Here is a 26,821-nt window from a genome sequence, read left to right as displayed (position 1 = left end):
GCTCCGATATATTCTTTTACTGATTGAAGAGTTTTTCCAAGAGGCTTAATTACTATTTCCTGCTGTCCCTGAAGTGAATCAACCAATACTCCTACAGTTTTTTCACCTACATTTACTATTATAACAAATTGCTTACCTTCAGTTTTTCCCTCTAATCCCAGTCTTTCATTCACTCTGACAAGAGGTATTACAGTGTCTCGATATAATAACACTTCTTTTCCATTGGACTTTTTGACATTTTCCTTCTTATAGTCAATAACTCTATCAATATAGCCTAAAGAGATAGCAAAGGTTTCAGTATGAACTTTCACTAGAAGAGCCTGTATTATCTGAAGAGTAAGAGGAAGCTTAATTATAAATGCCGAGCCTTTGCCCATATCACTTATAACATCTACAGTCCCGCCTAAAGAAGAAATCTTTGTCTTTACAACATCCATTCCAACGCCTCTTCCTGATACGTCAGTTACTTTCTCATTAGTACTAAAGCCCTCCATAAATATGAGATTTCTTATATCAGAAGGAGACATTCCATCAGTACTGATACCAATTCTTTCAGCTTTTTGTCTTACCTTCTCCACATCGATTCCTGCTCCATCATCTTCTACCCTTATTACCGCCTTTGTGCCTTCCTGATAAGATACGAGCTTTATTTTCCCCACAGGATTTTTTCCTGCTGCTATTCTTGCTTCTCTGCTTTCAATACCATGGTCTGCAGCATTCCTTAATAGATGTATAAGGGGCTCTCCTATTTCATCGATTACCGTCCTATCCAGTTCTGTATCCTGTCCTTCAATTATAAAATCCATTTCCTTATTCAATTCAACGGAAAGATCTCTAATCATCCTTGGAAATCTGTTAAAAACAACTTCTAAAGGAAGCATCCTAATCTTCATAACAAGATCCTGAAGATCTGAAGTAGTCCTTGCTACTTGCTCTAGGGTTTCATTCATTTCCGGAGATTTATAAGTTAAACCTAGCTGCTCCATCCTGGTTCTATGTATTACCAGTTCTGAAACCATATTCATCAGCATGTCCAGTCTTTCCAGATCAACTCTTACAGACTGATGTACCTTTTTCCCTTCTCTAGCTGACACATGCTTTTTAGCTGCTTCACCCTTAATATCAATATCTTTGCTTTCCATCCTTTCTATAGGACTGGAAGCTTCACATTCAAACTGCTCTGTAATACTTTTTTTGTTTTGCTTGACATTATTTAATTCGATAGATATTATTGAAACTTTATCCACCTCAGAAATATTAGTAAGCATATTAATAAGTTCTTTCTCAGAAGAGTTAGTTATATAAACTAATGTAAAATCAAACTCAAAATTTTCATTTTCTATGTCTTCTGCACCAGGCAGTGATTTTATTATTTCTCCTTGTTCTTCAAGAGATTTAAACACCAAAAAAGCTCTGGCCGATTTTAACAATGTATTTTCGCTGAGTACAATGTTAATTTCATATGTATTATACCCTTTATCTTTTGCCTGTTTTATTATATTTAAATCATACTCATTCATATAAACCTTGTTATATGAACTTTCTTCTTCATTATTTAAACAGCCTTCATCTTCTTTTGCATTAATATCCTTAGAGGTTATGTTCTCTAGGGAACTCATTATTTCTTGAATATCTACGCTTTCAGAATTATCTTCTTCTATACTCCTTAATATCCTTTCAAGTGTGTCCAAGCAGTCGAATAATACCGTTACTACCTCCTGAGTTACTTTCAGTTCCCCTTCTCTAAAGCTTGATAAAACATCCTCCATCTTATGAGTAAGTTCTGCCATACTGGAATACCCCATAGTTGCAGCCATACCTTTTAAAGTATGGGCAGCTCTGAAAATTTCATTCAGCTTAACTATATCTTCAGGGTTCTGTTCAAGCTGCAAAAGAGACTCATTAAGATTTTGTAAGTTATCTAAAGACTCTTCAAGAAACATAGACATGTATTGTGATACATCCATAGTATTAACCCCCTTATGCTTTTCTGTAGATAAATGTAGATGATTTTTCAAATCCAAATTCCTTATAATTATAGATGCTTTCAGTAGCTCCCACAAAAAGTAAGCCTCCTGGCTTTAAAGAGTCATAAAACCTTTTGTATATCTTATTTTTCACATCTGTATTAAAGTATATAACTACATTTCTACATACAATGAGATCTAATCCTTTATTATAATCATCAAGTATAAGATCATGCTTTATAAAATTAATCATAGATTTTAATTTGTAATCTACGATATAATTGTTATTTTGTTTTTTAAAGTATTTATTAAGATATTCATCCTTTATGTTTTTAACCTCAGATTCCTGATATTCTCCTAGTTTTGCTCTGCTTAAAATTGTGCTGTCAATGTCTGTAGCTATTATTTTATGCCTTCCTAAAGGGGCTAGTTCATCCAGAATCATCGCCAGAGAATACGGTTCTGCACCGGTAGAACATGCAGCGCTCCACACTTTTAAAGAGTTATTTTTAACCAGAAGTTCTTCCTTGATTTTTTTTCTTAATTCATCAAAGAGCTCAGGATTTCTGAAAAACTCAGTTACATTTATAGTAATGAAATCTAAAAACTTTTGTTTCTGCTCTTTATCTTCTGCAAGCATATAGGTGTATTCCTGAAGATTTTTAGCTCCAACCCTGCTCATTAAACTATTTATTCTCCTGTGGAGCTGATTGGATTTATAAGCAGATAAATCAATATTAAAATTATTAAAAATCCATTTTTCAAAATCAAATATATCCATCTTTTTGTCCTCTATTTTTGTAATAATGCTAATAATCTATCCGGTATATAGTGAAGAGGTAAGACCTCATCTACACTTCCGGTTTCGTAAGCGGCCTTAGGCATTCCATATATAGTGCAGGTAGACTTGTCTTCTGATATAGTATAACCGCCTTCTGCTTTAACGGCTTCTGTTCCTTGTGCTCCATCTTTACCCATTCCGGTAAGTACTATACTTATAAGCTTTTTGTTGTAGATTTTAGATGCTGATATAAACAGCTTATCTACTGCAGGTCTCACTCCCCATATTGTAGGGTTTCTATTTAAGATGATCCTATTATTCTCATCTACCTCCATGTGATACCCCCCTGGAGCTACGTAAACTTTGTTTTTTTCAATTTCTTCATTGTGCGAAGCTTCCACTACCTGTAATTTACTATTACTGTTAAGTCTCTCGGCAAAAGCCTTTGTAAACCCCTCCGGCATATGCTGGACTACGAATACAGGGGCTCCAATATCACCAGGAAGAGCTGTTATTATAGAATGTATAGCTTTTGGTCCACCTGTAGAAGCACCTATAACTACCGCTCCATAATCATTTGAGATGCGGCGGTTTCTTATTATTCCTTTCCTTCTTACACTTCCGGTCTCTCCTAGGTTTAAGTTTTTATTTTTTTCTCCTGCAGTTCTTATTTTCTCAATTAATTCATCCTTTAAAGTTGTGATATCTAAAGAAATATGTCCTGATGGTTTTGAAATAAAATCAAAAGCGCCCAGTTCCAGACAATTCATAGTTATTTCTGCGCCTTTTTTTGAAAGGCTGCTTAGCATTAAAACAGTAGTATTTAAATCTTTTTCTCTAAGCTTTTTTAGCACTTCAATTCCGTCCATCTTAGGCATTTCCACATCTAATGTAATAACATCCGGTGTAATATTATTCAATTTAGCAATAAGTTCTTCACCATTTTTAGCAGTATCAATTACTTCCATTCCCTGAGTTTCGTTAATCATGTCTGATATTATTCTTCTCATTAACACTGAATCATCTACAACTAATACTTTTATATTATTCAAATTATCAACCTCTCTATATATCTTTTGTTCCAAGTCCAATTGTTCTTATCTGAACAACTCCATTAGAGGCATCTACTATCATTGTCCTGCCTTTATTTCCCCCTATATCACTAGAAATAATAGGTATTTGAAGCTTTCCCAATGTATTTACTACTGCCTGTCCATTTCTTTCCCCTATGTCCATATTCATGCTTTTATCGCTGAAATTAAACATCGAGGCTCCTCCGGCAATTTTGGCGGTAATATATCTTTTATCAGCTCCCTGCTTAAGCATCTTATCTATCAACATAGGAACAGCTAAGTCAGCAAATTTAAGTGGATTATTTATATTTGAAAACTGTGAACTGTCAGGAAGCATTATATGTGCTAAACCTGCTAAAGATATTTTTTTATCATACACAGCTATCCCTATACAGGAACCTAAACCGATGGTTATTATTTTACCGGGAGTAAATACCGTGTTTAAATCTGCAATTCCTACTCTAACTTCCATAAATTATCCTTACTCCCTACTTTAATAGCTGTTTCTCATCATGCGAAAGAATCTCTGCCAAATTTAAAAATATAACAATTTTTTCTTTTACTTTTATAAGTCCTTTTATGTATCTTCTGGATATATCTGTGGAAATATGAGGAGGATTTTCTATTTCGTCTAACTTTATGTCTCCTACCTCTGTAACCTGATCTACCACAATTCCAATCCTGTCATTTTTCTGTTTAACAACTATAACCTTTGAGTCTTCTTTTTTAGTATTTTTCATGTTAAATTTTTTTGCAAGGCTAACTACAGGAAGTATCATCCCTTCATAATTGATGACACCTTCTATAAATTCAGGAGCTTCCGGTAGTGTGGTTGGTTCCTCATAACCAAGAATTCTTTCTATATCCATTATGTCTGTAGCATAGAACTCATCATTTAATGTAAATATCAACACTTTTATTTCACTGCTGTTCATGTTTGTCCTCCCTTATATATTAAACCTATCAATTACAATCAATCCCGCATCATCAATAAATACATGCACCTTTTTAGAGGGGATATCCAATATAGTTTCTTTCTCCCCTATGCTAAAATAGGTATTCTGGTAAGCAGTCTCAGCATAAATGTGTCCCCCTTTTGACACATGAAGCTTTGTTGCAACTCCCCCTGGACTTCCAACGGTATTACATCGTATTTCCCTTTCAGCTGAAAGGGTTCCTCCTCTAACCACGGATCCTGGCTGAAAGTAAATACTTCCTCCTGCCTTTAAATAAGACTGATATTCTCCCTTTCCTAAAAACACGATATCTCCTGAACAGTTAATCTCGCTATCCTGACAATAATTCAGAGTTGTATTTACAGGTATAGAGATATTAACCTTCAGCTCATTAATTTTGTAGTTTAAAATATCAATAAACTTAGTTAATTCTCCATAATGCTTTATAGTAAGAGGGGTTAATCCCATTATCTTAAATCGTATATATTTTTCGATGGCTTCCTCTGAATTTCCAGTCTGTTTATATAAAGCAATTATTGCTTCAGAGGTTCTTAAAATTCCTTTAAATTTATTTTCCAAGAGAATTTTTATAACTTGTCCATCAGAAATATTTTTACCAAGGAGATTAAACTTCTTAATCTCTTCCACCGCAGAGATTAAATCATTCATATTAGAGGCAAGTTCCTTATAAAGATTTATAGTGTTTATTTTTTCTGTATCAGTACCTCCTGCGGTGATTTTAGATCTTAGTATATTTCCCATAATAGATATATTACCTTGAGAAGAGTAGATATGTGCCGAATCAATACCTCCTAAAATCTCTATATCCCCTGTGGCCTCCACTTTCATTCCTTCATTTACAGCTCCAAACACCTTTACAGCGCCATTAAATTTCACGCTGCCGGTATTTACATTTACATCTGACTTCAGCTCGTAAACTTCATTTACTTCAAAAAATCCATTTTTAAAGGAAGGTTTTCCCGGTATAGAAGCTGCTATAGTTATGTCATCTACTAACTCAGTTCCTTTACCTGCTTTAAATAAGACCTGCTTAGCTTCCTTTTTATTAATAACTTTACCCTGTACAGTTATCCCATTTTTACCTTTAACACCCTTATTTAAAATCGCCAGGATATCTCCTTTTTTAACTGATTCCACCGCACACATATCCTTGTAGTTAACTCTATCTAAAGAATTATCCTGATAATTTAAATGAACTGATGATTTAAATTTAATATCTATTGTATCAGGAATATCGTCTACAGCAGCCTCGCCTTTAGCAATAAGTAAAGAGGAGCACTCTCCATCATTTAAGAGTTTTTCCACATTTCCCCTTATTATCCCTGTAGTTATACCTGATTGCTTTAAATAATCTGAAACCTCCTGAAGGGTAAATTTGGATGGAAATTCTTCTTTGATTATTTTAGTACTTAGCCTGCTTTTATTTGCAGCCTCCATATCTTCTAATGAATATATAATATGGGGCATGTATTTAATGGTTACATAAGCTTCTATCTGATCCTTTGAAACATCCACATTTATATATCGTTTGGCTTGCTGTTCTATTAAGCTTATTTCCACCTCTGAATTGGAATAAACTTCGCCAGGCTCCAATAATTCTTCACCGTTAATTTTTATAATCATATTGTCTCTAGGAAGCATCTTGGCGGGTTTACCGTCTTTTACAGGGTCTGTAACCACTAATTTTTCATTAATGACTTCTATGAAGCCATTATTATTAGCTTCATCTTTAGTTTCTTTTATATCATCTTTTATCATTATAGTGAAAGTCTTTTTGAAAAAACCTTTAGTTTCCTCGATGATTTCATACTTTAATGACTCCATAGGCTTTTTCAATTCTTCTGAGGCTTGTTTTAAACATTTATCTAATGTCGTACCAGAATATTTTTTCATTACATTTCACCACACATAATAAATTAAAAATCATAATTCAAAGGGTAAATGAACTATTTACCCTTTGAAATATATTCTTCTATACTATTATCGTAAAGTGTCATGACTTTTTTTACTACTGAATTACAACTTGAAGCAAATTTTATTAAATTTACACTTTTTATGGGTAAAACCTCTGGAGAAGTACCAGATATAAATAAAGCATCGCATTCCTTAATTTCCTGCTCATTAATATACTTTTCTTCTACTTTAATATCATTAGCTGTGCAGAGCTTAATTATCTGCTGCCTTGTAATACCGGGAAGTACCGCTTCTATAGGTGAAGTAATTAACTTCTCATCTTTTACAAAAAATATATTTGAACGGCTTCCTTCAGTAACTCTTCCCTGATTATCTATTAAAATAGCCTCATAAGCTTCTGCTTTTTTAAGCTCATGATTTACGCTATCTCTTAAGGATGAATTTATTATTTTAGCATTGGGATTTTCTCTTTCCCCGTGATAAAGAATGGTTGCCACCCCTTCTTCATATAGTTCAGATTTGGGATAGCTGTGAGGTATATAAAATAAATATATATCCTCTCTGTTTTCATTGAAATTCATAATAAGCTTTATATTGCCTTCTGCACCTTGGTTTGCTTCTATCAGTTTTTTTATATATTTATTGATAGCTTCAACATCATATCGGCTTTTTAGATTAACTATATCCAGAGATTTTTCAAGTCGTTCTATATGTTCTTCAAGAAATAGAGGAATTTTATCTATTATCCTTATAACCTCATATATTTTTGTACCTACACCCTTAAGATTAAAATCCTCCGTGGACTTTAACTCACCGTTATATATAAAATATTTCTGCAAATATGCTTCCATGTTGAACACTCCTTATTTCCATTTTAATATTTGTATAGTATCATGCTTCTTTTTATAATTGATAAGATAAGCGTTACCAACTATATCCATTAGAGGTTTATCTGATAAAGAATCGGAAAACATATAGGAGTTTTTATAATCAACCTCTATATTTTCTTTTCTCAGCTCCTCCTTAAGCCTTTTTACTTTTTCTTCACCTTTACAGTTTTCTCCTTCCATCCTTCTGGAATGATAACCGTTTTCGCATAAGAATCTCGTTCCTATTATTTTATCTACTATTTTCAAATTATAAAGCTCTTTGAGATAAAACTCAGGACTTGCTGAAATCAAATATATTTTATATCCTTGATTTTTTAAATTTTTCATCATTTCAATAGCATCATTATAAAGAATTTTACTTAACCTTTTTTCATAAAACTCCTTTACTAACATCTCCATGTCTCTTTCATGAATGCCATCTATAAATTTTAAGAAGGTTTCCTTCACCTTTTTTTCATCATAAACTCCTATCACGTACATAAGTCCTGAAAAGATAGCTCTGGGTAAATATATAAATTTAGAAGGATCCTTTTTTAAAAGGAACTTAAACAGCTCCATTAATGTTTCTTTTTTTGTTAATGTGTAATCTACATCGAAGATTGCCAGCTTTTGCACCTTGTTCCCTCCTTTTGTAAATTAGTATATCAAATTTTTCTTATTTTATATACTCTAATTATACTATAACCTTTAAAAAGAAAAGCAGTGCCTTAGCACTGCTTTGGTAGCTATTCTTCATTGTTTAATTCATTTTCGTAGTAAGCTGTTACTTCGTCGAATTCTGCATCTTCAGGCACTACTAGCTCTCCATCTTCTCCCACAGATTTGAATAGATATACTGAACCATCATTTGGATTTTGAACTAAAACATATTCTTGATTGTTATATTCAAAAGCATCCACTACTTCACAGGATATTATTTCTCCATTTTCGTCTTCTAATTCAACTATGAAGCTTTCCTCGTGCTCATGGTCATGACCGCAATCACAGTTATGATGATGTTCGTGGTGATGTTCATGGCCACAGTCACAGCTATGCTCGTTATTTCCGCAGCCGCACTTATTTAATTCGTTATCATTCATAATATTCTCCACACTTAAGTAAACGTGCAGATTTTCACCTCCTTAAAGTCTATGTATTAATTCTACCCTTTATTTACAAAATATAAAAGAGAAATTTTTAAAATTAAATTAATAGTTGAATTTAATGCGTCATCTGAGAATTGTAAAATACATATATTAAAAAGGAATCCTCCAATGGGATTCCTTTTTAATTTCAACATATTATTCAGCTATGAATTACTCCATTTTAGCTAGTCTCTTGTAGTTTTCAAGTCTTTCCATAGCATCCTGTTCTGTCTTAGCAAATAATGCTTCAGCAGTTTCTGGATATGCTTTAGCTAAGGATGCATATCTTACTTCACCCATTAAGAACTCTTTGAAATCAGCAGTTGGTTCCTTTGAGTCAAGGCTGAATGGATTCTTTCCTTGTTCTTTAAGCTGAGGATTGTATCTGTACATTCCCCAATATCCGCACTCAACAGCCTTTTTAGCTTCTAACTGGCTGCATCCCATTCCAGCTTTTAATCCATGGTTTATACATGGAGCATAAGCTATGATTAAAGATGGTCCTGGATAAGCTTCAGCTTCAGCTATAGCTTTTAATGTCTGGTTCTTGTCAGCTCCCATGGAAATTTGAGCTACATATACATAACCATAGGTCATTGCCATCATTCCAAGGTCTTTCTTCTTAGTTCTCTTACCGCTGGCAGCAAATTTTGCAATAGCTGAGGTAGGAGTTGCTTTTGAAGACTGTCCACCAGTATTTGAGTAAACTTCTGTATCAAATACTAGAACATTTACGTCTTCTCCGGAAGCAAGAACGTGGTCTAATCCGCCGTAACCGATATCGTAAGCCCAACCGTCTCCACCAAATATCCAGTGTGATCTCTTAACAAAGAAGTCTTTATCTTTTAACATTGCAGCAACATGCTCATTGTTTGCTTCTTTTTCAAGTAAAGCAACGAGTTTCTCTGCTCTGTCTCTTGTACCTTCTCCATTGTTTATATTATCTATCCAATCTTGAAGTGAAGCTTTTAATTCTTCGCTTACTCCGCTTTCAATTGCAGCCTTAGCATGCTCTGCTAATCTTTCTCTTGTGGCCTTAACACCTAAGAACATACCTAATCCATATTCAGCATTATCCTCGAATAAGGAGTTAGCCCATGCTGGTCCACGACCTTCAGAATTTTTAGTGTATGGAGTTGAAGGAGCACTTCCTCCCCATATTGAAGAACATCCTGTAGCATTAGCTACCATCATTCTATCACCAAATAATTGAGTTACAAGCTTAGCATATGGAGTTTCTCCACAGCCTGCACAAGCACCTGAGAACTCAAGAAGTGGCTGTTCAAATTGGCTTCCTTTTAAAGTTAATTTATTCATTGGGTTAGCTCTAGGAGCTACCTTTTCAGTTGCATATTCCCAATTTGGTATTTCAACATGCTGAGTTTCTTGTGGTTTCATGATAAGTGCCTTTTGTGGTGCTGGACAAACTTGTGCACAGTTACCGCATCCAGTACAGTCAAGAACGCTTATTCCCATAGTAAAGTACATCTTTTCTGGAGTCTTAAGAGCTCTAGCATCAACAAGCTTGAAGTTTTCTGGAGCATTTGTCTTCTCTTCTTCATTAAGAAGGAATGGTCTTATTACAGCGTGAGGACAAACATAGGAACATTGATTACACTGTATACATTTATCCATCTGCCATTCAGGTACATTAATTGCAATACCTCTCTTTTCAAAGGCAGCTGTACCATTTTCGAAGGTACCATCTTCCATACCTACAAAAGCACTTACTGGTAGCTTGTCTCCTTCATTTCTGTTCATAGGTTCAACTATATTCTTTATGAAGGAAGGAACTGCTTTAGCTTGATTTTTATCATCCACAGCGTTCTTCCAATCTTCTGGAACATCTATGGAAACTAGTGCTTCTATTCCTCTATCTATAGCAGCGTTGTTCATGTCAACTATCTTTTGACCTTTTCTTCCATAGGAAGTAACTACTGCGTTCTTTAAGTATTTAACCGCATCTTCAATTGGAATTATGTGAGCAAGCTTGAAGAATGCAGACTGCATTATCATGTTAATTCTTCCGCCAAGACCTATCTCTTGAGCTATACCAACAGCATTAACTGTGTAGAATTTAATTCCATTATTAGCTATGAATCTCTTCATTTCAGCTGGTAATTTTTCATTTAACTCTTCTGGTGTCCAGATAGTGTTAAGAAGGAATATACCGTTTTTCTTTAATCCGTCTAATACATTATATTTATATACATAAGATTGGTTGTGGCATGCAACAAAATCAGCCTTATTTATTAAATATGGAGATTTAATTGGCTTCTTACCAAATCTTAAGTGAGATACTGTTATACCTCCGGATTTCTTTGAATCATATGCAAAGTATCCCTGTGCATACATATCAGTGTGGTCACCTATGATCTTTATAGCACTCTTGTTAGCTCCAACTGTACCGTCTGAACCAAGTCCCCAGAACTTACATGCTTTAGTTCCTTCTGGAGTAGTGTCTACATCTTCTCCGTTTTCAAGGGAAGTATTGCTTACATCATCAACTATGCTAATAGTAAAGCCATTCTTTGGAGCTTCCTTCTTAAGGTTATCAAAAACTCCGATAATGTGAGATGGAACTGTGTCTTTAGAACCTAATCCATATCTTCCGCCAACTATTACAGGCTGATGCTCTCTTCCATAGAATGCATTTTTAACATCTAAGTATAGAGGTTCTCCAGCTGAGCCTGGCTCTTTTGTTCTATCAAGAACAGCAATGCTCTTAACAGTTTCTGGTATAGCTTTTACAAGACTTTCTACGCAGAAAGGTCTGTATAATCTTACTTTAACAAGACCAACCTTTTCTCCCTTGCTCATTAAATAATCGATAACTTCTTCAACAAGGTCTGTTACAGAACCCATAGCAACGATTATTCTTTCTGCCTGAGGATCTCCATAGTAATCAAATAAATTATAGGTTCTTCCTGTAAGCTTAGTTATCTCATTCATGTATCCTTGTACAATTTCAGGAACTGCTTCATAGAATTTATTTGATACTTCTCTTTCCTGGAAGTAAATATCAGGATTTTGAGCTGTACCTCTTGTTACAGGATGATCTGGATTTAAAGCTCTTCTTCTGAATCTTTCAACTTCATCCATATCAACTAAGCCTTTTAATTCATCATATTCTAAAACTTCTATCTTTTGAATTTCGTGTGAGGTTCTGAAACCGTCAAAGAAGCTAACAAATGGAACTCTTGATTTTATTGCAGCTAAGTGAGCAACAGCAGAAAGGTCCATAACTTCCTGAACGCTGCCTTCTGCAAGTAAAGCAAATCCTGTTTGTCTTGCAGCCATTACGTCCTGATGGTCTCCAAATATATTTAATGAGTTTGCTGCAAGTGCTCTTGCACTAACATGAAATACTCCTGGCAGTAATTCACCAGCTATCTTATACATATTTGGAAGCATTAATAAAAGTCCCTGTGAAGCAGTATAAGTTGTTGTTAAAGCACCTGCCTGCAGTGAACCGTGTACAGCTCCTGCTGCTCCTGCTTCTGACTGCATTTCCATAACTTTAACAGGTTGTCCAAATATATTTTTTCTTCCCTGAGCAACCCACACATCAACGTGTTCTGCCATTGGTGAAGATGGTGTAATAGGATAGATAGCAGCAACTTCAGTAAATGCATAAGAAATATGAGCAGCAGCTGTATTTCCATCCATGGTTTTCATTTTTCTCATAGTGTGACCTCACTTTCCTTACATGAAAATTTATTGAATATATTTCAAGTAAATATATTATTAACTAAAACATTGCTAATTCTTTACCCAGTTCCTTTGCTTGAGACAATTCCTTTGATGAGGGTGATTCATTTACTGCAAACGTAGATATAACATTGAAACCGTAACCCTTCATTTTGTCCTCCCAATCTTTCATAAAGCTTCCTTCATCCCATCCGTAAGAACCGAAAAGAAGGGTTTCTTTATTATTGTTTGGAAGAAGTTCAAATTGATTAATAAAAGGTTCCATCTGGTGCTGTTCAATTCTGTTGTTATCCATAGACGGACTGCCAAAAGCTACTGCATCAGCTGAGGTTATATCCTCAACCATAGCTTCACTTACATGTTTTATAGTAAGCTCAGCTCCGGTTTCTTTTATACCTTCAGCGATAGCATTGGCAAGAACCTCAACATTTCCTCCACTGCTCCAATAAATCATAGTTATTTTTTTCATAAATAACCTCCTTACACGTTAAAATTGTAACAAAAGATTACTTGATAAAAAATAGCATTTTTCAACTACATTATTATTATATACTAAGGAATTTTTTTTGCAAGGTACATATTGTGTGTTTATTTTATAATTAGAAGCGCCTTGTTTGTTAATCCACCGTTAACTAAAGGTTTACATTATGAATTTATATTAATAATTATTCATTATTTGTCTATTTTTATTAAATTATACTTATAGAAATTTTTATAAAAAATTATATAAATTTTCCCTTTTAATCTTTTTTATATAAACTAAGCGCTTATTTTTTGATTATTTAGAGTAAAAACAGGATATAAATATATTATCCTGTTTTATTAATAACGATAATCAATTAATAACCATTATCTTTCTTTTAAATTCTCTACTATGATTTTAATAATATTATCTGTTCCATTTTTTGCTTTGCTTTTTTCCATAGCTTTTATATATGTGTTTTTATTATTATAAAGACTTTTAACAGCTTCAATAAAGGTATAATCAGTTAAATTCTCTTCCTCTACAACCATGCTGTATCCGCTGTTTTTAAAGGAATGGGCATTTAATACCTGATCCCCTCTGCTTGCTTTCTTTGACAGTGGGATTAAAAGATTTGGCTTTTTTAAAGCTAGAATCTCAAAAATGGAGTTTGCTCCTGCTCTGGATACGATTAAGTCACTTCCTGCAATAAAATGCTTCATTTCTTCGTTTGCATACTCCATTTGCCTGTATCCAGATTTATTGTTCATGCTGCTGTCTATATTGCCTTTTCCACATAGGTGAATAATATCGTACTCCTTTAAAAGCAAATCTATATTTCTTCTTATAATTCCATTTATAGCCTGAGAACCTAAACTACCTCCGATTATAAGCAGTATTGGTCTTCTTCCGTTAAATCCTGTTATCTTAAGACATGCTTCCCTGCTTCCGGTAAACAGTTCTTTTCTGATAGGTGTACCTGTAACTACTCCTTTATCACTCTTTATGTATTTCAGCGATTCAGGAAATGTAACACACAGCTTAGTACAGTAAGGTGTTATAAGCTTATTTGCCAGTCCGGGAGTAATATCAGATTCATGAGATATTACAGGAATTTTATTAAAATAAGCTCCTAAAACTACAGGTACTGATACAAAGCCTCCTTTTGAAAAAACTATGTCAGGTTTTTCCTTACGCATTATACTTATACTCTGAAACACACCTTTTAACACTTTAAATGGATCAGAAAAGTTTTTTACATCAAAGTATCTCCTTAATTTCCCTGTAGATATTTCATAAAAAGGAATTCCTTCCTTTGATATGATATCTTTCTCAATTCCATCCTTTCCTCCAATGTACTTTACTTCAAAGTCCATATCCTTAAGCTTGGGTATTAATGCCAGATTAGGAGTTACATGGCCTGCAGACCCTCCACCTGTCATAATAATCTTATATTTACTCAAAAAACCATCTCCTATATGATGTATAGTTAATTGCTGTTCAGGCAATCGTTTTTTTAAAATTTATAATAACAAAAATATTTTCTCAATGAATATTATTCCTATTATGCCTTTAATTTTATAATATATATTCCCTTTTTAAGGACAACATAATAACACAAAGATAAAAAGGAGGTGAAACATAATGTCAAATAAATCATTAATACCTGAAGCTAAAAACGGTTTAGCAAAATTCAAAAAAGAAGTTGCTAACGAATTAGGAGTTCCACTAAGCGACTATAATGGAGACTTAACTTCAAAACAAAACGGCAGCGTTGGTGGAGAAATGGTTAAAAGAATGGTAGAACAATATGAAAGAACTTTATAAGCAGTAACAGGTATGGGATGAATAATCCCATACTTTTTCTTTTAACCGTAATTTAATAATATTTATTATAAACAGCTAATTCGATAATCTTATATTCTTTATGATTAATTGTATACTTTTAACTCCATTATATTCATTTATAGATGGATAAAAAATAAATCTAAATTAATATTGCAGAAAGAGCTGTCTATTATACTATTAGCATCAGCTTCTCCATATTCATTTATCAATATTTTCTTAAACTCTTCTCCTTTATTAAAGGATATTCCATCTATAAACATGCTAGTACTAGGCACTTTACATCTAAGCTTCAATATATTTTTTCCTTCCCCATCATCCAGATACGAACTGCATTTATATTTTTTATTGCAAATAAAGGAGAGTTGTTTCCTTTGCCAAAAGGTTCGAACCTCTCAATCTCCTTAATGAATTCATAGCTTATATGTTTAAGGGTGACGGAAGCATCCGCTCTTATCTTAGGAGTTATATCCTCTTCAGTAAGAGTACAGCTGTTAATCAGAAAATCTCTTAATTTATCAATATTCTCTTCTTTTAAAGATAATCCTGCCGCCATAGGATGACCTCCGAACTTTTCCATAAGATGCTTACCTTTTGAAAGTTCCTCAAACATGTTATATCCATCAATAGATCTTCCTGAACCCTTAGGCATTTCTTTTCCTTTAGTTAGAACTATCGTTGGAAGATTATATTTTTCTTTTATTCTTCCCGCTGCAATACCTGCAATACTTTCATGAATATTGGGATTATATATTAAAAGCACTTTATTCTTAAGCATGTTTCCATGAACAATCTGCTCCTCAATCTCCTCAACGCTTTCAGCAGTGAGTTGCTGACGCTGAATGTTAAGAGCATGTAGTCTGGAGGCAAGGACTTCCGCATTGTTTTTATCTTCTTCTAAGAGAAGTTCTAATGCCAAGTCTGCAGTTTCAAGTCTTCCTGTAGCATTTATTTCAGGCCCTATAATAAATCCAAGATGATATGAAGTAATTTTTTTATCCGCTATACCCGTTTCTTTAATTAATGCTTTAAGTCCGATATTTTGAGTTTTATTAAGCATTTTAAGTCCATTTTTTACTATAATCCTATTTTCATCTAAAAGATCCACCACATCACACACAGTAGCAATAGCTGCATATTCAATGAATTCATAAGCTTCCACACTGTCTATCCCCATACTTTCATAAAGGCAGCAGGCAAACTTAAAGGCTACACCGGCACCACATAAGCTTTTAAAGGGATATAGGCACTCCTGCTGTTTTGGATTAATCACTGCATGTGCATTCGGTACACTATAACTCTTTACTCCCTCTTCTTCTATATAAGGTATATCATGATGATCAGTTATCACCACCTGAAACCCTAATTTTACAGCTAGATCCACCTGTTCAAAGGCAGAAATTCCGTTGTCACAGGTTAATATAACCTCCTGTCCTTCCTCCCTAAGCTTCATTATTCTTCCGCTGTTCATTCCATAGCCTTCTTCTTCTCTATCTGGGATGTAATATTTAACTTCTGCCCCGCATTTTTTTAGAGCTTTATATAAAATAAAGGTGCTTATAACACCGTCGCAGTCATAATCTCCATAAATCACAATCTTCTTTCCTGAAAGAATCGCATCTTTAATTATATTAACCCCTTTAGAACTATCCTTCATTAAAAACCCGCTATTTAAATCTTTCAAATCCGGTTCTAAAAATTTATTTATAGAAACTTCATCCTTAAGCCCTCTATTTGCACACATTAAAGCTGTCAACTTGCTTATACCGCATTGGCTGCTTAGCTCTCTGACATTAAGCCCTGGGTTTTTAAGCATCCAAATCTCTTTCATCTTAAGCATCTTCCTCGCATTCTACTATTATTTTGTCACTTGTCAGGTGCCTGGCACCTGACATTCCTGACATTAAAATTTGTATTGCCGGACTTTTTAGAATTCTTTTAACGGTTTTGCTAACCATATCTTTGTCCGTATTATAGCTTCCGTTTATTTCTTTATATAGCCTTTCAGAATCTCCGTACATTATTTCATAGGTAACTAATCTGTTAGCCAGAACTATGGTTCTTTCTATTTCCAGAGCTTTTTTTAGCGAATATCTGCCTTTGTACTTTTCTATTGTTATGTTTAACTCCTTGGATTCTGCAATATTCTTTATTAAGCTGTCTACAGTTTCTATTGCTCTTTTACAATTCTCAATAGAAGTATTTAATGAAATACAGAATAACTCGATTCCTTTTTCTGCTTTTACGCTGCTGAAGACTTCATATGCCATAGATCCTTTAGTTCTGACTTCATCATATAATAAACTGCTGACTCCATTTCCAAAATATTCATTAAAAATATTTAATGCATATACCTCTTCCTCATTTAACATAGATATATCGAATATATATTTTATCCTTGAACCCTGAAGACCATTTTCCTCTTTTATATATGTTCCGGATTTAATAATATCACTGTCCTCTGAATCTTTGATACTTCCATTTTCACTGCACTCATATCTTTTTTCCCATGGTTCAAAAAGATTTTTAATTATAGATGCCGCATCTGTAAAAGGTAAAGAAGATACTATACTTATAACACAATTATCAGGATTATAAAATCTGTTATAAAATTTAATAAGCTCTTCAACAGTTATTCTCCCTATACTGTCTTCGGTTCCTATTATTAGCTCTTTTATTCTTTTATTATTAAAAGCATTGTAAAAAAGAACATCCTCACATTGCTGATCCACATCCTCTCTCCAGTCCTTTAATTCCTGAAGTATAACCTTTCTTTCTTCCTGAAAATCAGAATCTTTCAAAAGAGGATTCATTATTATGTCGCTGTATAGTTCTGCTGCAGAAGGAAAATCAGTACTCCTGCAGGTCCCGTAATATATTGTATAAGGATAGTTTGTCATAGCATTACTGAACCCAAAAATACTATCTATTTCATTATTTATTTCATTTTCTTTTCTAGATTTTGTTCCTTTAAAAAGCATATGCTCTAAAGCGTGGGCTGTTCCCAAATTAAAGCCCATTTCTGCCTCTGCTCCTGCTTGGAAACCTATGCAGAAGGAGGTTAGGCTTCCGCTTCTTTTTTCATATAATATCTTTAGTCCGTTATTTAATGTAGCTGTTTCCATTATTTCACCCCTAATCTCTAAATAAATTCTAAAATAAAAAAACTCTCAGCACAAGTTTAAAGAACTTTTTTATGTGCTGAGAGATTAATTTATTCTGTAACTATATTAAAAAGCATGGAATTATATAAATTTTCAGCTTCTTCATTTAACCCCAGTTTTTTTAGGATAGCGTATGAAAAAGGAAGTGCAGTAGCCGGTCCTCTACTGGTTATGATATTTTCATCCTCTACCACCATATCCTCATTATATATTGAGTTATCTAATTTTTCTTTAAAATCAGGGAAGGAAGTTATCTTCTTTCCTCTTATGATTCCCGCCTTTTCCAGAACTATAGGTGCAGCACATATTGCTGCTACAATCTTACCGTTGCTGTAATATTCTTTAACTAGTTCTACCACCTGAAGATTATTTTTTAAATTCTCTGCTCCCGGCATTCCTCCAGGAAGTACAATACCATCATAGCTTACTAGTTCCGAAGAATTTAAATCAGTGTCTGCTTCTACCTTGATGCCATGGGATCCTGTAACCTGCTTACCCTTAAGTGAGCACATATTACATTTAACTCCTGCTCTTCTCATGACATCCACTACAGTAAGAGCTTCTATTTCTTCAAAGCCTTCTGCCAGCATAACTATAATACTTTTCAAAAGACCCCCTCCTTAGTAAATTCATTTATTTGATTTTAACACTTTTTACGTAATCATTCATCACTACAAGGAAAATATTATTTCCTCTGCCAGCTCTGTTTTGAATTTTTATGTCTTCAACCTTTATTGTTTTAGTTTCTTTTTTACTTGTTACTAAGGTTATTTCATTAAAATCATCGCAGGTTAAAGCAAGTTCACCGACTTTACTATCCTTAATATTTTTATTTTTAGTTATAACTTTACCGAAAACAACTGAATCTTCATCCTTTAAGCTTATTCCCATCACACCGGAAGCTACTCTTCCCATTGGATTTACATTTCCTGAATCAAACTTAATAGCCATACCTTTTGAAGTGATCATAATAAGCAGGGAATCCTCAGAAGGTCCGAACTCTATAGATACTAATTTATCATCTTCATTCTTAAATTTATAGCTTTGAATCTCTGTGTAGTCTCCTATAAATTCTTTTAGATTTGTCTTTTTCACCAGTCCAGACTTACTAAAGAAATAAACGCTGGCACTTTCAGTTAAGTTCTTAGAAGAGACTATATTTAATACCTTTTCCTTAGCACCGTCGAAACCATCTGTTATGTCCTCTAAGGATATTTCTTTATCTTTTAGATTCTGTAGAATCACCATTGGTATATTATAAACTGCTCCTTTATCTGTAAAGACTAAAACACTGCTTTTAGAATTTACAGCAGTTTTCATATAATCGTCTTTTCTGTTTTTATTGTATATTTTAATGTTTCCCCTTTTATTAATCCCTAAGGTAAAGGAAGCAAATTCATACTCCTTAGTAAACTCTGCACTGATTACCTCATCTTTATCAGGCAGCATTACTAAGTTTGAAGAAACGATGTTCCTGTCAGCGGCATCCAATACCGGCTCCTCCAGAGTAAAGCTGAGACCATTTTTTGTATTAAGAGAAAGAAATCCTTCTTCTCATTCACCTTCAACCAGCTGAACTTTTACAAGCTCTTCTCCATCTTCTAATTTTAATGCAGAAAGCTTTGTATAATTGGTTTCAAACTTTTCTAAAGGAGTTTTTTTAATGTTTCCCCTACTGGTTATAAAGATATAATTCTCTGGGGAATGTATATTATTTATAGAGTAGGCAGCTACTATACTTTCACTATCTAAATCGATACCTCTTATAAGGGAATCTACTTTTTCCCCTTTGTCCTTCCACCTGCTTTCAGGCACCGTATTACCTTTTATTTGATACATGTTTCCTTTGCTGGTAAAAAGCATTATAGAATCTCTTGTATTAGAATTGAAAATGTATTTTGCAAAATCCCCCTCTCTATATTCAATGCTATCAGGTTCTGCGTTAGATCTGTTATAGCTTTTTAAAGGTACTCTTTTAATGAAACCTTCATTTGAAAGGGTTACAACTATATCTTCTACTACCACCAACTCTTCTATATCTATCTTAGCTTCATTTTCATCTTCAATAATTTCGGTTCTCCTACTGTCTTTATATCTATCCGTTATCTCTAAAAGCTCTGTTTTGATTACTTTAATAAGTTCATTTTCGTCTTTTAATATTTTTTGAAGTCTTTTAATGAGTCTTTCAAGCTCTCTATATTCCTTTTCAAAAACCTTGATTTCTAGGCCAGTAAGCCTATAAAGCATAAGCTCCAGTATAGCTGTAGCCTGAACTTCAGTAAACCCAAACTTATCAATAAGGTTGTCTGAAGCATCCTTTTTAGATTTTGACGCCCTGATAACTGCTATTACATCATCCATAATATTTATAGCTTTTATAAATCCTTCAACTATATGGAATCTCTTTTCAGCATCCTGAAGCTCTTTTTTAGTTCTCCTGGTTATTACATCCTTTTGATGTCTTACATAGTGAATAATAATATCCTTAAGTCCAAGGGTCTGTGGCTTCCCATCAGCCAAAGCAACCATATTGAAGCTTAAATTGCACTGAAGGTCAGTTCTTTTGTAAAGATATTTAAGCACCTTTTCAGCAGTATCCATATCAGTAGATTTTCTAAATTCAATTACAGCTCTAATCCCCGTCCTGTCAGATTCGTCTCTTATGTCCACTATGGATTCCAGTGCCTTTGAATGCCTTTTATCCCCTGTCATATCTGATATTGTCTGTAATAGTTTTGCCTTATTTCTCCTGTAAGGGAATTCTGTTATTACAATTCCAAGCCTTCCGTTTTCCAGCTTTTCAATGGTGGATTTAGCTCTTAGGGTAACCTTTCCTTCTCCGGTTTCATAAGCAGAAAGCATAGAATTTTTACCTATAATTATACCCCCTGTGGGAAGATCCGGGCCCTTTATATGCTTCATAAGCTCTTTAGTAGTTATATCATTGTTTTCCATATATGCAATAACCCCATTTGCAACCTCTTCAAGGTTATGAGGCGGAATGTTTGTAGCAAGTCCTACTGCAATTCCAAAAACTCCATTCACCAGTAGGTTTGGGTATCTTGCAGGAAGTACTTTAGGCTCCTCTTCAGTATCAGAATAATTAGGTACCATTTCTACAACATTCTTGTCTATATCCCTTATCATTTCCATAGCTATTGGTGCAAGTCTTGCTTCTGTATAACGCATAGCAGCAGCTCCATCCCCATCTATAGAACCCCAGTTACCATGTCCATCTATAAGAGGATATCTTGTAGTAAAATTCTGGGCCAGTATAACCATAGAATCATATACTGAGGTGTCTCCATGAGGATGGAATTTACCAAGTATATCTCCTACTATTCTTGCTGACTTAAAATAGGGCTTATCTGGAAATGCCTTAAGAAGATATGAACCATAAAGTATCCTTCTATGAACAGGTTTCAGACCATCCCTTACATCTGGCAGAGCTCTGTCCCTGGCTACCTCTACTGCATAAGGCAGATAATTATCCGGCATCGCCTCTTCAAGGGGAATAGGTATTATATTATTATCTTTAGGTATTTGAATCTTCTTTGCCATGTATTCTACTCCTCCTTAAAATTCAGCATATTTATACATATAATTTTTTCTTGGTTCTACAATATCCCCCATCAGTAGTGAAACCATTTTTTCTGCTTTTGAAGCATCTTCAATAGTTACCTGATAAAGGGTACGGCTTTCAGGATTTAAAGTTGTTTCCCACAGCTGTTCAGGGTTCATTTCTCCAAGTCCTTTATATCTTTGTATGAGGGCTCCTTTTCCAATTTCCTTTTTAACCGCATCCAACTCTTCATCGCTGTAGGCATATTTTGATATTTCACCCTTTTTAGTATTCTTATAAACCTTATAAAGGGGCGGCTGAGCAAGATACAGATGTCCATTAGCTATTAACGGTCTCATATATCTATAGATATATGTCATCCATAAGGTCCTGATATGATAGCCATCTACATCAGCATCGCTCATAATAATAATTTTACTGTATTTAAGATCTGCTTCCTTATAATTGTCTAAGGTACCTGTACCTATAGCGGTGTTAAATATCTTAAGCTCTTCACTGGCAAGTACATTTTCTAGCTTCTGCTTTTCTGTATTCATTATTTTACCCTTTGAGGGCATTATAGTTTGAAATCGTCTGTCTCTGGCCTGCTTAGCGCTTCCTCCTGCAGAATCTCCCTCAACCACTATAAATTCATTATATTCAGGTTCCTTTAAAGTACATACAGCGATCTTTCCAGCTAAAGGCGCAGCACCTTTCCCTATCTTCTTTTTTTCGGCTTCATTTATCTTTTTAATCTTCTCTCTTCTTGAAGCAGCATCCAGTGCATTATTTATGATAGAAGAAGCTAATTCCTTGTTATCCTCTATCCATTCACAGAGCTTGGTATAGGAAAGCTCATTCATCATGGTATAAGCTTCATTGTTACCTAGTTTTGTTTTAGTCTGACCTTCAAAAACCGGATTGGAAACCTTAACCCTAACAATGGCAGTCATTCCTTCTCTCAGGTCATCTCCTTCAAACTCTTTATCCTTTTCTTTAATTAAATTCAGCTTTTTTGCCCATTCCTTAAAAGCTCTTGTCATTCCTGTTTTAAAGCCCGTTTCATGAGTTCCCGATTCTGTAGTAGGTATATTATTTACAAAACTTGCTATGTAGTCTGTGGTTGAATCTGTAAACTGAATACACACCTCTCCATACATATCAATTCCGCCTATACTCTTTTCACCTTCAAAAAGTATAGGGGTCTCGTGGATGGAAGTCTTAGATTCATTTAGATAATTTATAAAATCTAAAAGTCCATTTTCAGAATAATATTCTTTATACACAGGTTCTTCTTTTCTGTTATCTATAAGCTCCAAGGTTATTCCTTTATTTTGAAAGGCAAGTACCTTCAGTCTTTCATCTATGACTTCATATTTAAACTCTATAGAAGTAAACACCTGTTTATCAGGCAGAAATGTAACTTTGGTTCCGGTTTTATCCGTGGTTCCTACAACTTCAAGAGCCGTTACCGCAGTTCCCGGCATAAGCTTTTTTAAGGATTTATCATAAGCATATTCAAATCTCTGCCTGTATACCTTTCCATTTTGATAAACCTCCACTTCAAGCCATTGGGATAATGCGTTAACTACTGCTGCTCCAACTCCATGGAGACCTCCTGAGGTTTTATAGTTTTTATTGTTAAATTTTCCTCCGGTATGAAGCTCTGCATATACCATCTCTACACCGGACTTCTTTTTTATAGGATGTATACCTGTAGGTATTCCCCTTCCATTATCCATTACCGTTACGCTTTTATCATTATTTAAAATAACAGTTGCTTTATTACCATATCCATTTGTTATTTCATCGATAGCATTATCAAGCACTTCCCAAATACAGTGGTGAAGACCCTTGCTCCCTGTTGAGCCTATATACATTCCCGGTCTGATTCTAACCGGCTCCAGCTTTTCAAGAGATGTTAAGCTATTCACATCATATCTTTGGGTAATTTCTTTGTTTTCCATGATTACCTCCCCAATTCTAGTATGGAAAATCATAACTAAATTCGTCTTTAGTTGTTCAGTATATTATCCTTATACCACCTACTAATTTTCTCCACACCTTCATCTAAATTATCATAATAAAAGCTTCCCTGAAATATATGTTTTTTCATTGAATTCATATACATTGGGTCATAATACTTTAACATAAGTGATTCAGCTACTTCTTCATATCGTTTGTTTCTTACCATTTCTGTATATAAATCGATATTATTTGAACTTATATGCTTTCTCATGACATTTAAAGCTTCAATGATATCTTCCTCCGAGCTATCATGCTTGGTATAATCTTCTAATATAATTTTAACCCTGTTTTCCATTGAAGTATCCAGTAAAAGATGATACCCTTCACCCATTGAATTCCATATATATTCAGGTATAATTGTCCTTCCAATCCTTTTGCTTTCACCTTCAACGAAAATCCAATTGCTTTTTCTATTTCTCAGTTCTTCATAGATAAGGGATTCAAACTGCTTTTGACTGTTACAGCATCCTAATCCTACACTGCCTAATAAAGAGCCCCTATGATTAGCATTCTTTTCTAAATCTAAAATGTCAAAACCTATATCCTTAAGCTTATAAAGAAGTTTAGTTTTTCCTGTTCCTGTTTTTCCATGAAGAACGATATACTTTATTTCTTCATTAATTTTAGGCAGCTCTTTGTTTATAAAATCTCTGTATCCCTTATAACCACCTTTAAGCCTGTAACTGTTAACTCCAAGTGAACTGGTAAGGGAATAAATGCTTCCACTTCTCATTCCGCCTCTGGCGCAGAAAAATATAATCTTATCATATTCTTTGCTGTATTTAATTATAGAATCATAGATTTCAGGAAGCCTTTTAGATACGAATTCCACTCCAAGTCTTCTGGCTTTTTCTGTACTTTCCTGCATATAAACCGTTCCTACTACTTCTCTTTCCTCATCGAGAAAGAGAGGAATATTTACGGCACCGGGAATGGTAGCTTCTGAATATTCCTTCGGACTCCTGACATCTATTAAAATGTAATCTGTGTAATTTAACACATCGTGATACTCTACTGTTTTGTACATTAGTCCTCCAAGATTTTTTGCCTGTTAAGCAGTTTTATCATAGTTAACTTAAAAAATCCGCTAGAAAATAAGTATACTTTTCTAACGGCAGCTTTCTAACAATTAGTATAATCCTTCACATTCACATTGTCAAACATGTGTTCTTATTTCTGCTACACTTTAAAATTATAACATAAATTATATTAAAAATAAATAAACCTCTAAAAATCACGGTTTTCATATATTTTACTATATACTTTATGAAATTCACCAAAGAGCTTGGAAATTATCTATTCTAGCTCAAACTCTCTATAAAGCTTCCATGTATTGTCCACCCATCTATAAATGGATATATTATCAAAATCACATTCATATTCACATGGGAAATTATTAACATAATCCCAGATTTCCTTAAACTTATCCCTTATTTTCTTGGAGGCTATGGTTACGTGAAATATTTTATCCTTCCCTTCATTTTCTTTAAAAGTCAGCATTGACACAGATGATAAGGATTCAATTAAATCATCATGTGTCTGTCTACCTTTCTTAGGCAATATAACCTTCATGTATATAACTCTATCCTCAAAGTGATCATAGTTTTTAATTATATAGGGTGTTTTTTTATGAGTTTTACAGAATTCCTCTATAGCATGCTCTATTCTAGATATATCTTCACTTTCAAAGGGAGCCTTGATGGTAAAATGTGCAGGAAGCTTTGAAGATTTAGCATTAAACTTATTAAGCACTTCTCTTTTGATTTTTTCGTTAAAACTTCCAGCTGCTCCCTTAACCTTTGAAACTATAACATATCTCATTTAAATTCTCCTTTACAATTATAAAGTGTATTATTCTCATTACTCTTCCTTTTATTATATTAATATTTTATATTAATGTATTATTATTGTAAAAATGCTATAATTAATAATAAAATAATAAATAATTTATCATAAACATAAATGGGAGGATATATTATGAGTAAATTTAGCAAATCGGAAAAAAGCTGGGTGCTCTATGATTGGGCTAATTCAGCCTATACCCTTACCCTTACGTCAACAATTCTTCCTCTATACTTTAAATCTTTAGCAGGAGAGGCAGGTGTGTCAGCAGCGAACTCCACTGCTTATTGGGGTTATGCTAACTCAATTGCCACTCTTATATTAGCTGTATTAGCTCCTATTTTAGGAACCATAGCTGATTATAAAGGTTTTAAAAAGAAATTCTTTACATTATTTTTTGTAATCGGAGTAGTCTTTACTATGCTTCTTTCGGTAATTCCTCCCTATGCATGGGTTCTGCTTTTAGCATTCTATGTGTTAACAGCAGTAGGTTTTTCAGGAGCTAATATCTTTTACGACTCCTTCTTAATTGATGTCACTACAGAAGAGAGAATGGACAAGGTTTCTACTGCAGGCTTTGCCTGGGGATATATTGGAAGCACAATCCCATTTATCATATGTATGATTATAGTTATATTATCTCAGCAGAAAATGATACCCCTTTCAGTCCCTTCCGCCAGCAAAGTATCATTTATACTTACAGCTATCTGGTGGGGTGTTTTCACTATTCCTCTGCTAAAAAATGTTACTCAGAACTATGGAATACCTGTTGAGGCAAATCCCATATCTAAGAGCTTTAAGCGCTTGGGAAAAACCTTTCAAAATATAAAACACCACAAAGCTTTATTCCTATTTCTTTTAGCTTACTTTTTCTATATAGATGGTGTGGATACAATTATTAAGATGGCAACCTCCTACGGTTCCGATCTTGGAATCTCAAGCAATAGCTTACTTATTATTTTATTAGTAACTCAATTTGTAGCATTTCCCTTTGCTCTCCTTTACGGAAAACTTGCGGAAAAGGTTGGAGCTAAAAAAATGCTGTATGTAGGAATTATTATCTATACTTTTATATGTATTTATGCTTTCTTTATGAAAACTACTTTGGACTTTTGGATTTTAGCTATGTTAGTAGGTACTTCCCAGGGCGGTATACAAGCATTGAGCCGCTCCTACTTTGGTAAATTGGTTCCAAAGGAAAACTCTAATGAATTCTTCGGATTCTATAATATATTTGGTAAATTTGCTGCTATTATGGGTCCATTCTTAGTAGGTATAGTTACAATGAAAACAGGAAAATCAAATTATGGAGTATTCAGTATTATAGTACTGTTTATTATAGGAGGAATAATCTTAACCTTAGTTCCTGAACCTAAAAATGACAAACCTGTATCTTTAAACGAAGGTATTGAACAAGTAAAACCGTAAAATTAATTTATAAATAGTTTTCTTTATTACTAATAAAACGCATTTACTTTTA

General features: G+C 33.9%; 19 protein-coding genes and 2 pseudogenes. 2 read left to right on the top strand and 19 right to left on the bottom strand.

Annotation, left to right across the window (positions count from 1 at the left end; translation table 11 throughout):
- The 12 genes from TA89_RS04375 to TA89_RS04320 all read right to left on the bottom strand — a co-directional run.
- On the bottom strand, positions 1 to 1,967 hold a 1,967-nt coding region (locus TA89_RS04375), incomplete at its 3' end, for a chemotaxis protein CheA (RefSeq protein WP_040211175.1).
- A 13-nt stretch (positions 1,968 to 1,980) separates the two neighbouring features.
- Positions 1,981 to 2,748 carry a CheR family methyltransferase gene (locus tag TA89_RS04370; RefSeq protein ID WP_040211166.1) on the bottom strand — a complete coding sequence of 256 codons (768 nt, stop codon included), beginning with the start codon at positions 2,746 to 2,748 and terminating at the stop codon, positions 1,981 to 1,983.
- Between the two features lie 11 nt (positions 2,749 to 2,759).
- A complete protein-coding gene (locus tag TA89_RS04365) occupies positions 2,760 to 3,800 on the bottom strand; it encodes a protein-glutamate methylesterase/protein-glutamine glutaminase (protein WP_040211173.1) in 1,041 nt (346 codons plus the stop codon).
- A 13-nt stretch (positions 3,801 to 3,813) separates the two neighbouring features.
- Complete coding sequence (locus TA89_RS04360) at positions 3,814 to 4,293, bottom strand: chemotaxis protein CheD (RefSeq protein ID WP_040211164.1); 480 nt, start codon at positions 4,291 to 4,293, stop codon at positions 3,814 to 3,816.
- A 16-nt stretch (positions 4,294 to 4,309) separates the two neighbouring features.
- On the bottom strand, positions 4,310 to 4,756 hold the full coding sequence (locus TA89_RS04355) for a chemotaxis protein CheW (protein ID WP_040211161.1): 447 nt from the start codon (positions 4,754 to 4,756) through the stop codon (positions 4,310 to 4,312).
- A 12-nt stretch (positions 4,757 to 4,768) separates the two neighbouring features.
- A complete protein-coding gene (locus TA89_RS04350) occupies positions 4,769 to 6,691 on the bottom strand; it encodes a flagellar assembly protein A (protein ID WP_040211154.1) in 1,923 nt (640 codons plus the stop codon).
- Positions 6,692 to 6,744: 53 nt separating this feature from the next.
- On the bottom strand, positions 6,745 to 7,563 hold the full coding sequence (locus TA89_RS04345; RefSeq protein WP_040211151.1) for an aminotransferase class IV: 819 nt from the start codon (positions 7,561 to 7,563) through the stop codon (positions 6,745 to 6,747).
- 12 nt (positions 7,564 to 7,575) lie between these two features.
- The gene (locus TA89_RS04340) at positions 7,576 to 8,217 is read right to left on the bottom strand and encodes an HAD-IB family hydrolase (protein ID WP_040211150.1); all 642 of its coding nucleotides are present in this window, start codon (positions 8,215 to 8,217) and stop codon (positions 7,576 to 7,578) included.
- Between the two features lie 110 nt (positions 8,218 to 8,327).
- Entirely contained in the window at positions 8,328 to 8,681 is a 354-nt protein-coding gene (locus TA89_RS04335) for a DUF1292 domain-containing protein (RefSeq protein WP_040211149.1), read from the bottom strand.
- Positions 8,682 to 8,897: 216 nt separating this feature from the next.
- Positions 8,898 to 12,413 carry a pyruvate:ferredoxin (flavodoxin) oxidoreductase gene (gene nifJ, locus TA89_RS04330; RefSeq protein WP_040211148.1) on the bottom strand — a complete coding sequence of 1,172 codons (3,516 nt, stop codon included), beginning with the start codon at positions 12,411 to 12,413 and terminating at the stop codon, positions 8,898 to 8,900.
- Positions 12,414 to 12,477: 64 nt separating this feature from the next.
- Entirely contained in the window at positions 12,478 to 12,906 is a 429-nt protein-coding gene (locus TA89_RS04325) for a flavodoxin (RefSeq protein ID WP_040211147.1), read from the bottom strand.
- Between the two features lie 380 nt (positions 12,907 to 13,286).
- Positions 13,287 to 14,363, bottom strand: coding sequence for an undecaprenyldiphospho-muramoylpentapeptide beta-N-acetylglucosaminyltransferase (locus TA89_RS04320; protein WP_040211146.1), 1,077 nt, complete (start codon positions 14,361 to 14,363; stop codon positions 13,287 to 13,289).
- A gap of 181 nt (positions 14,364 to 14,544) precedes the next feature.
- Here TA89_RS04320 and TA89_RS04315 point away from each other — a divergent pair, with 181 nt between their 5' ends.
- Complete coding sequence (locus TA89_RS04315; RefSeq protein ID WP_040211145.1) at positions 14,545 to 14,727, top strand: alpha/beta-type small acid-soluble spore protein; 183 nt, start codon at positions 14,545 to 14,547, stop codon at positions 14,725 to 14,727.
- A 75-nt stretch (positions 14,728 to 14,802) separates the two neighbouring features.
- Here the strand turns inward: TA89_RS04315 and recJ are convergent.
- The 7 genes and pseudogenes from recJ to TA89_RS04280 all read right to left on the bottom strand — a co-directional run bounded on the left by recJ (position 14,803) and on the right by TA89_RS04280 (position 25,320).
- A pseudogene (recJ, locus tag TA89_RS04310) lies at positions 14,803 to 16,576 on the bottom strand (single-stranded-DNA-specific exonuclease RecJ).
- A 1-nt stretch (position 16,577) separates the two neighbouring features.
- The gene (locus tag TA89_RS04305; RefSeq protein WP_052447318.1) at positions 16,578 to 17,870 is read right to left on the bottom strand and encodes a M16 family metallopeptidase; all 1,293 of its coding nucleotides are present in this window, start codon (positions 17,868 to 17,870) and stop codon (positions 16,578 to 16,580) included.
- Positions 17,871 to 17,959: 89 nt separating this feature from the next.
- Positions 17,960 to 18,517 (bottom strand): DJ-1 family glyoxalase III, encoded by a 558-nt coding sequence (locus TA89_RS04300; RefSeq protein WP_040211143.1) that lies wholly within the window; start codon positions 18,515 to 18,517, stop codon positions 17,960 to 17,962.
- A gap of 25 nt (positions 18,518 to 18,542) precedes the next feature.
- A pseudogene (locus tag TA89_RS04295) lies at positions 18,543 to 21,470 on the bottom strand (DNA topoisomerase IV subunit A).
- Between the two features lie 15 nt (positions 21,471 to 21,485).
- Positions 21,486 to 23,438: a DNA gyrase/topoisomerase IV subunit B gene (locus tag TA89_RS04290; RefSeq protein WP_040211142.1), complete on the bottom strand. Its 1,953-nt coding sequence runs from the start codon at positions 23,436 to 23,438 to the stop codon at positions 21,486 to 21,488.
- Between the two features lie 47 nt (positions 23,439 to 23,485).
- Positions 23,486 to 24,526, bottom strand: coding sequence for a tRNA 2-selenouridine(34) synthase MnmH (gene mnmH, locus TA89_RS04285; RefSeq protein WP_040211141.1), 1,041 nt, complete (start codon positions 24,524 to 24,526; stop codon positions 23,486 to 23,488).
- 269 nt (positions 24,527 to 24,795) lie between these two features.
- Positions 24,796 to 25,320, bottom strand: a complete 525-nt coding sequence (locus TA89_RS04280) for a 2'-5' RNA ligase family protein (protein ID WP_040211140.1) — start codon at positions 25,318 to 25,320, stop codon at positions 24,796 to 24,798.
- Positions 25,321 to 25,476: 156 nt separating this feature from the next.
- On the opposite strand from TA89_RS04280, the gene TA89_RS04275 reads away from it, so the two are divergent.
- Positions 25,477 to 26,769, top strand: a complete 1,293-nt coding sequence (locus TA89_RS04275; RefSeq protein WP_040211139.1) for an MFS transporter — start codon at positions 25,477 to 25,479, stop codon at positions 26,767 to 26,769.
- The last annotated feature ends 52 nt before the right edge of the window (positions 26,770 to 26,821 follow it).

Origin of the sequence: Clostridium polynesiense (genome assembly GCF_000820705.1) — a bacterium.
Lineage (GTDB): Bacteria > Bacillota > Clostridia > Clostridiales > Clostridiaceae > Clostridium_AA > Clostridium_AA polynesiense.
The sequence above is the reverse complement of the archived record's forward strand: the minus strand, read 5'-3'. Positions and strand labels throughout refer to the sequence as shown.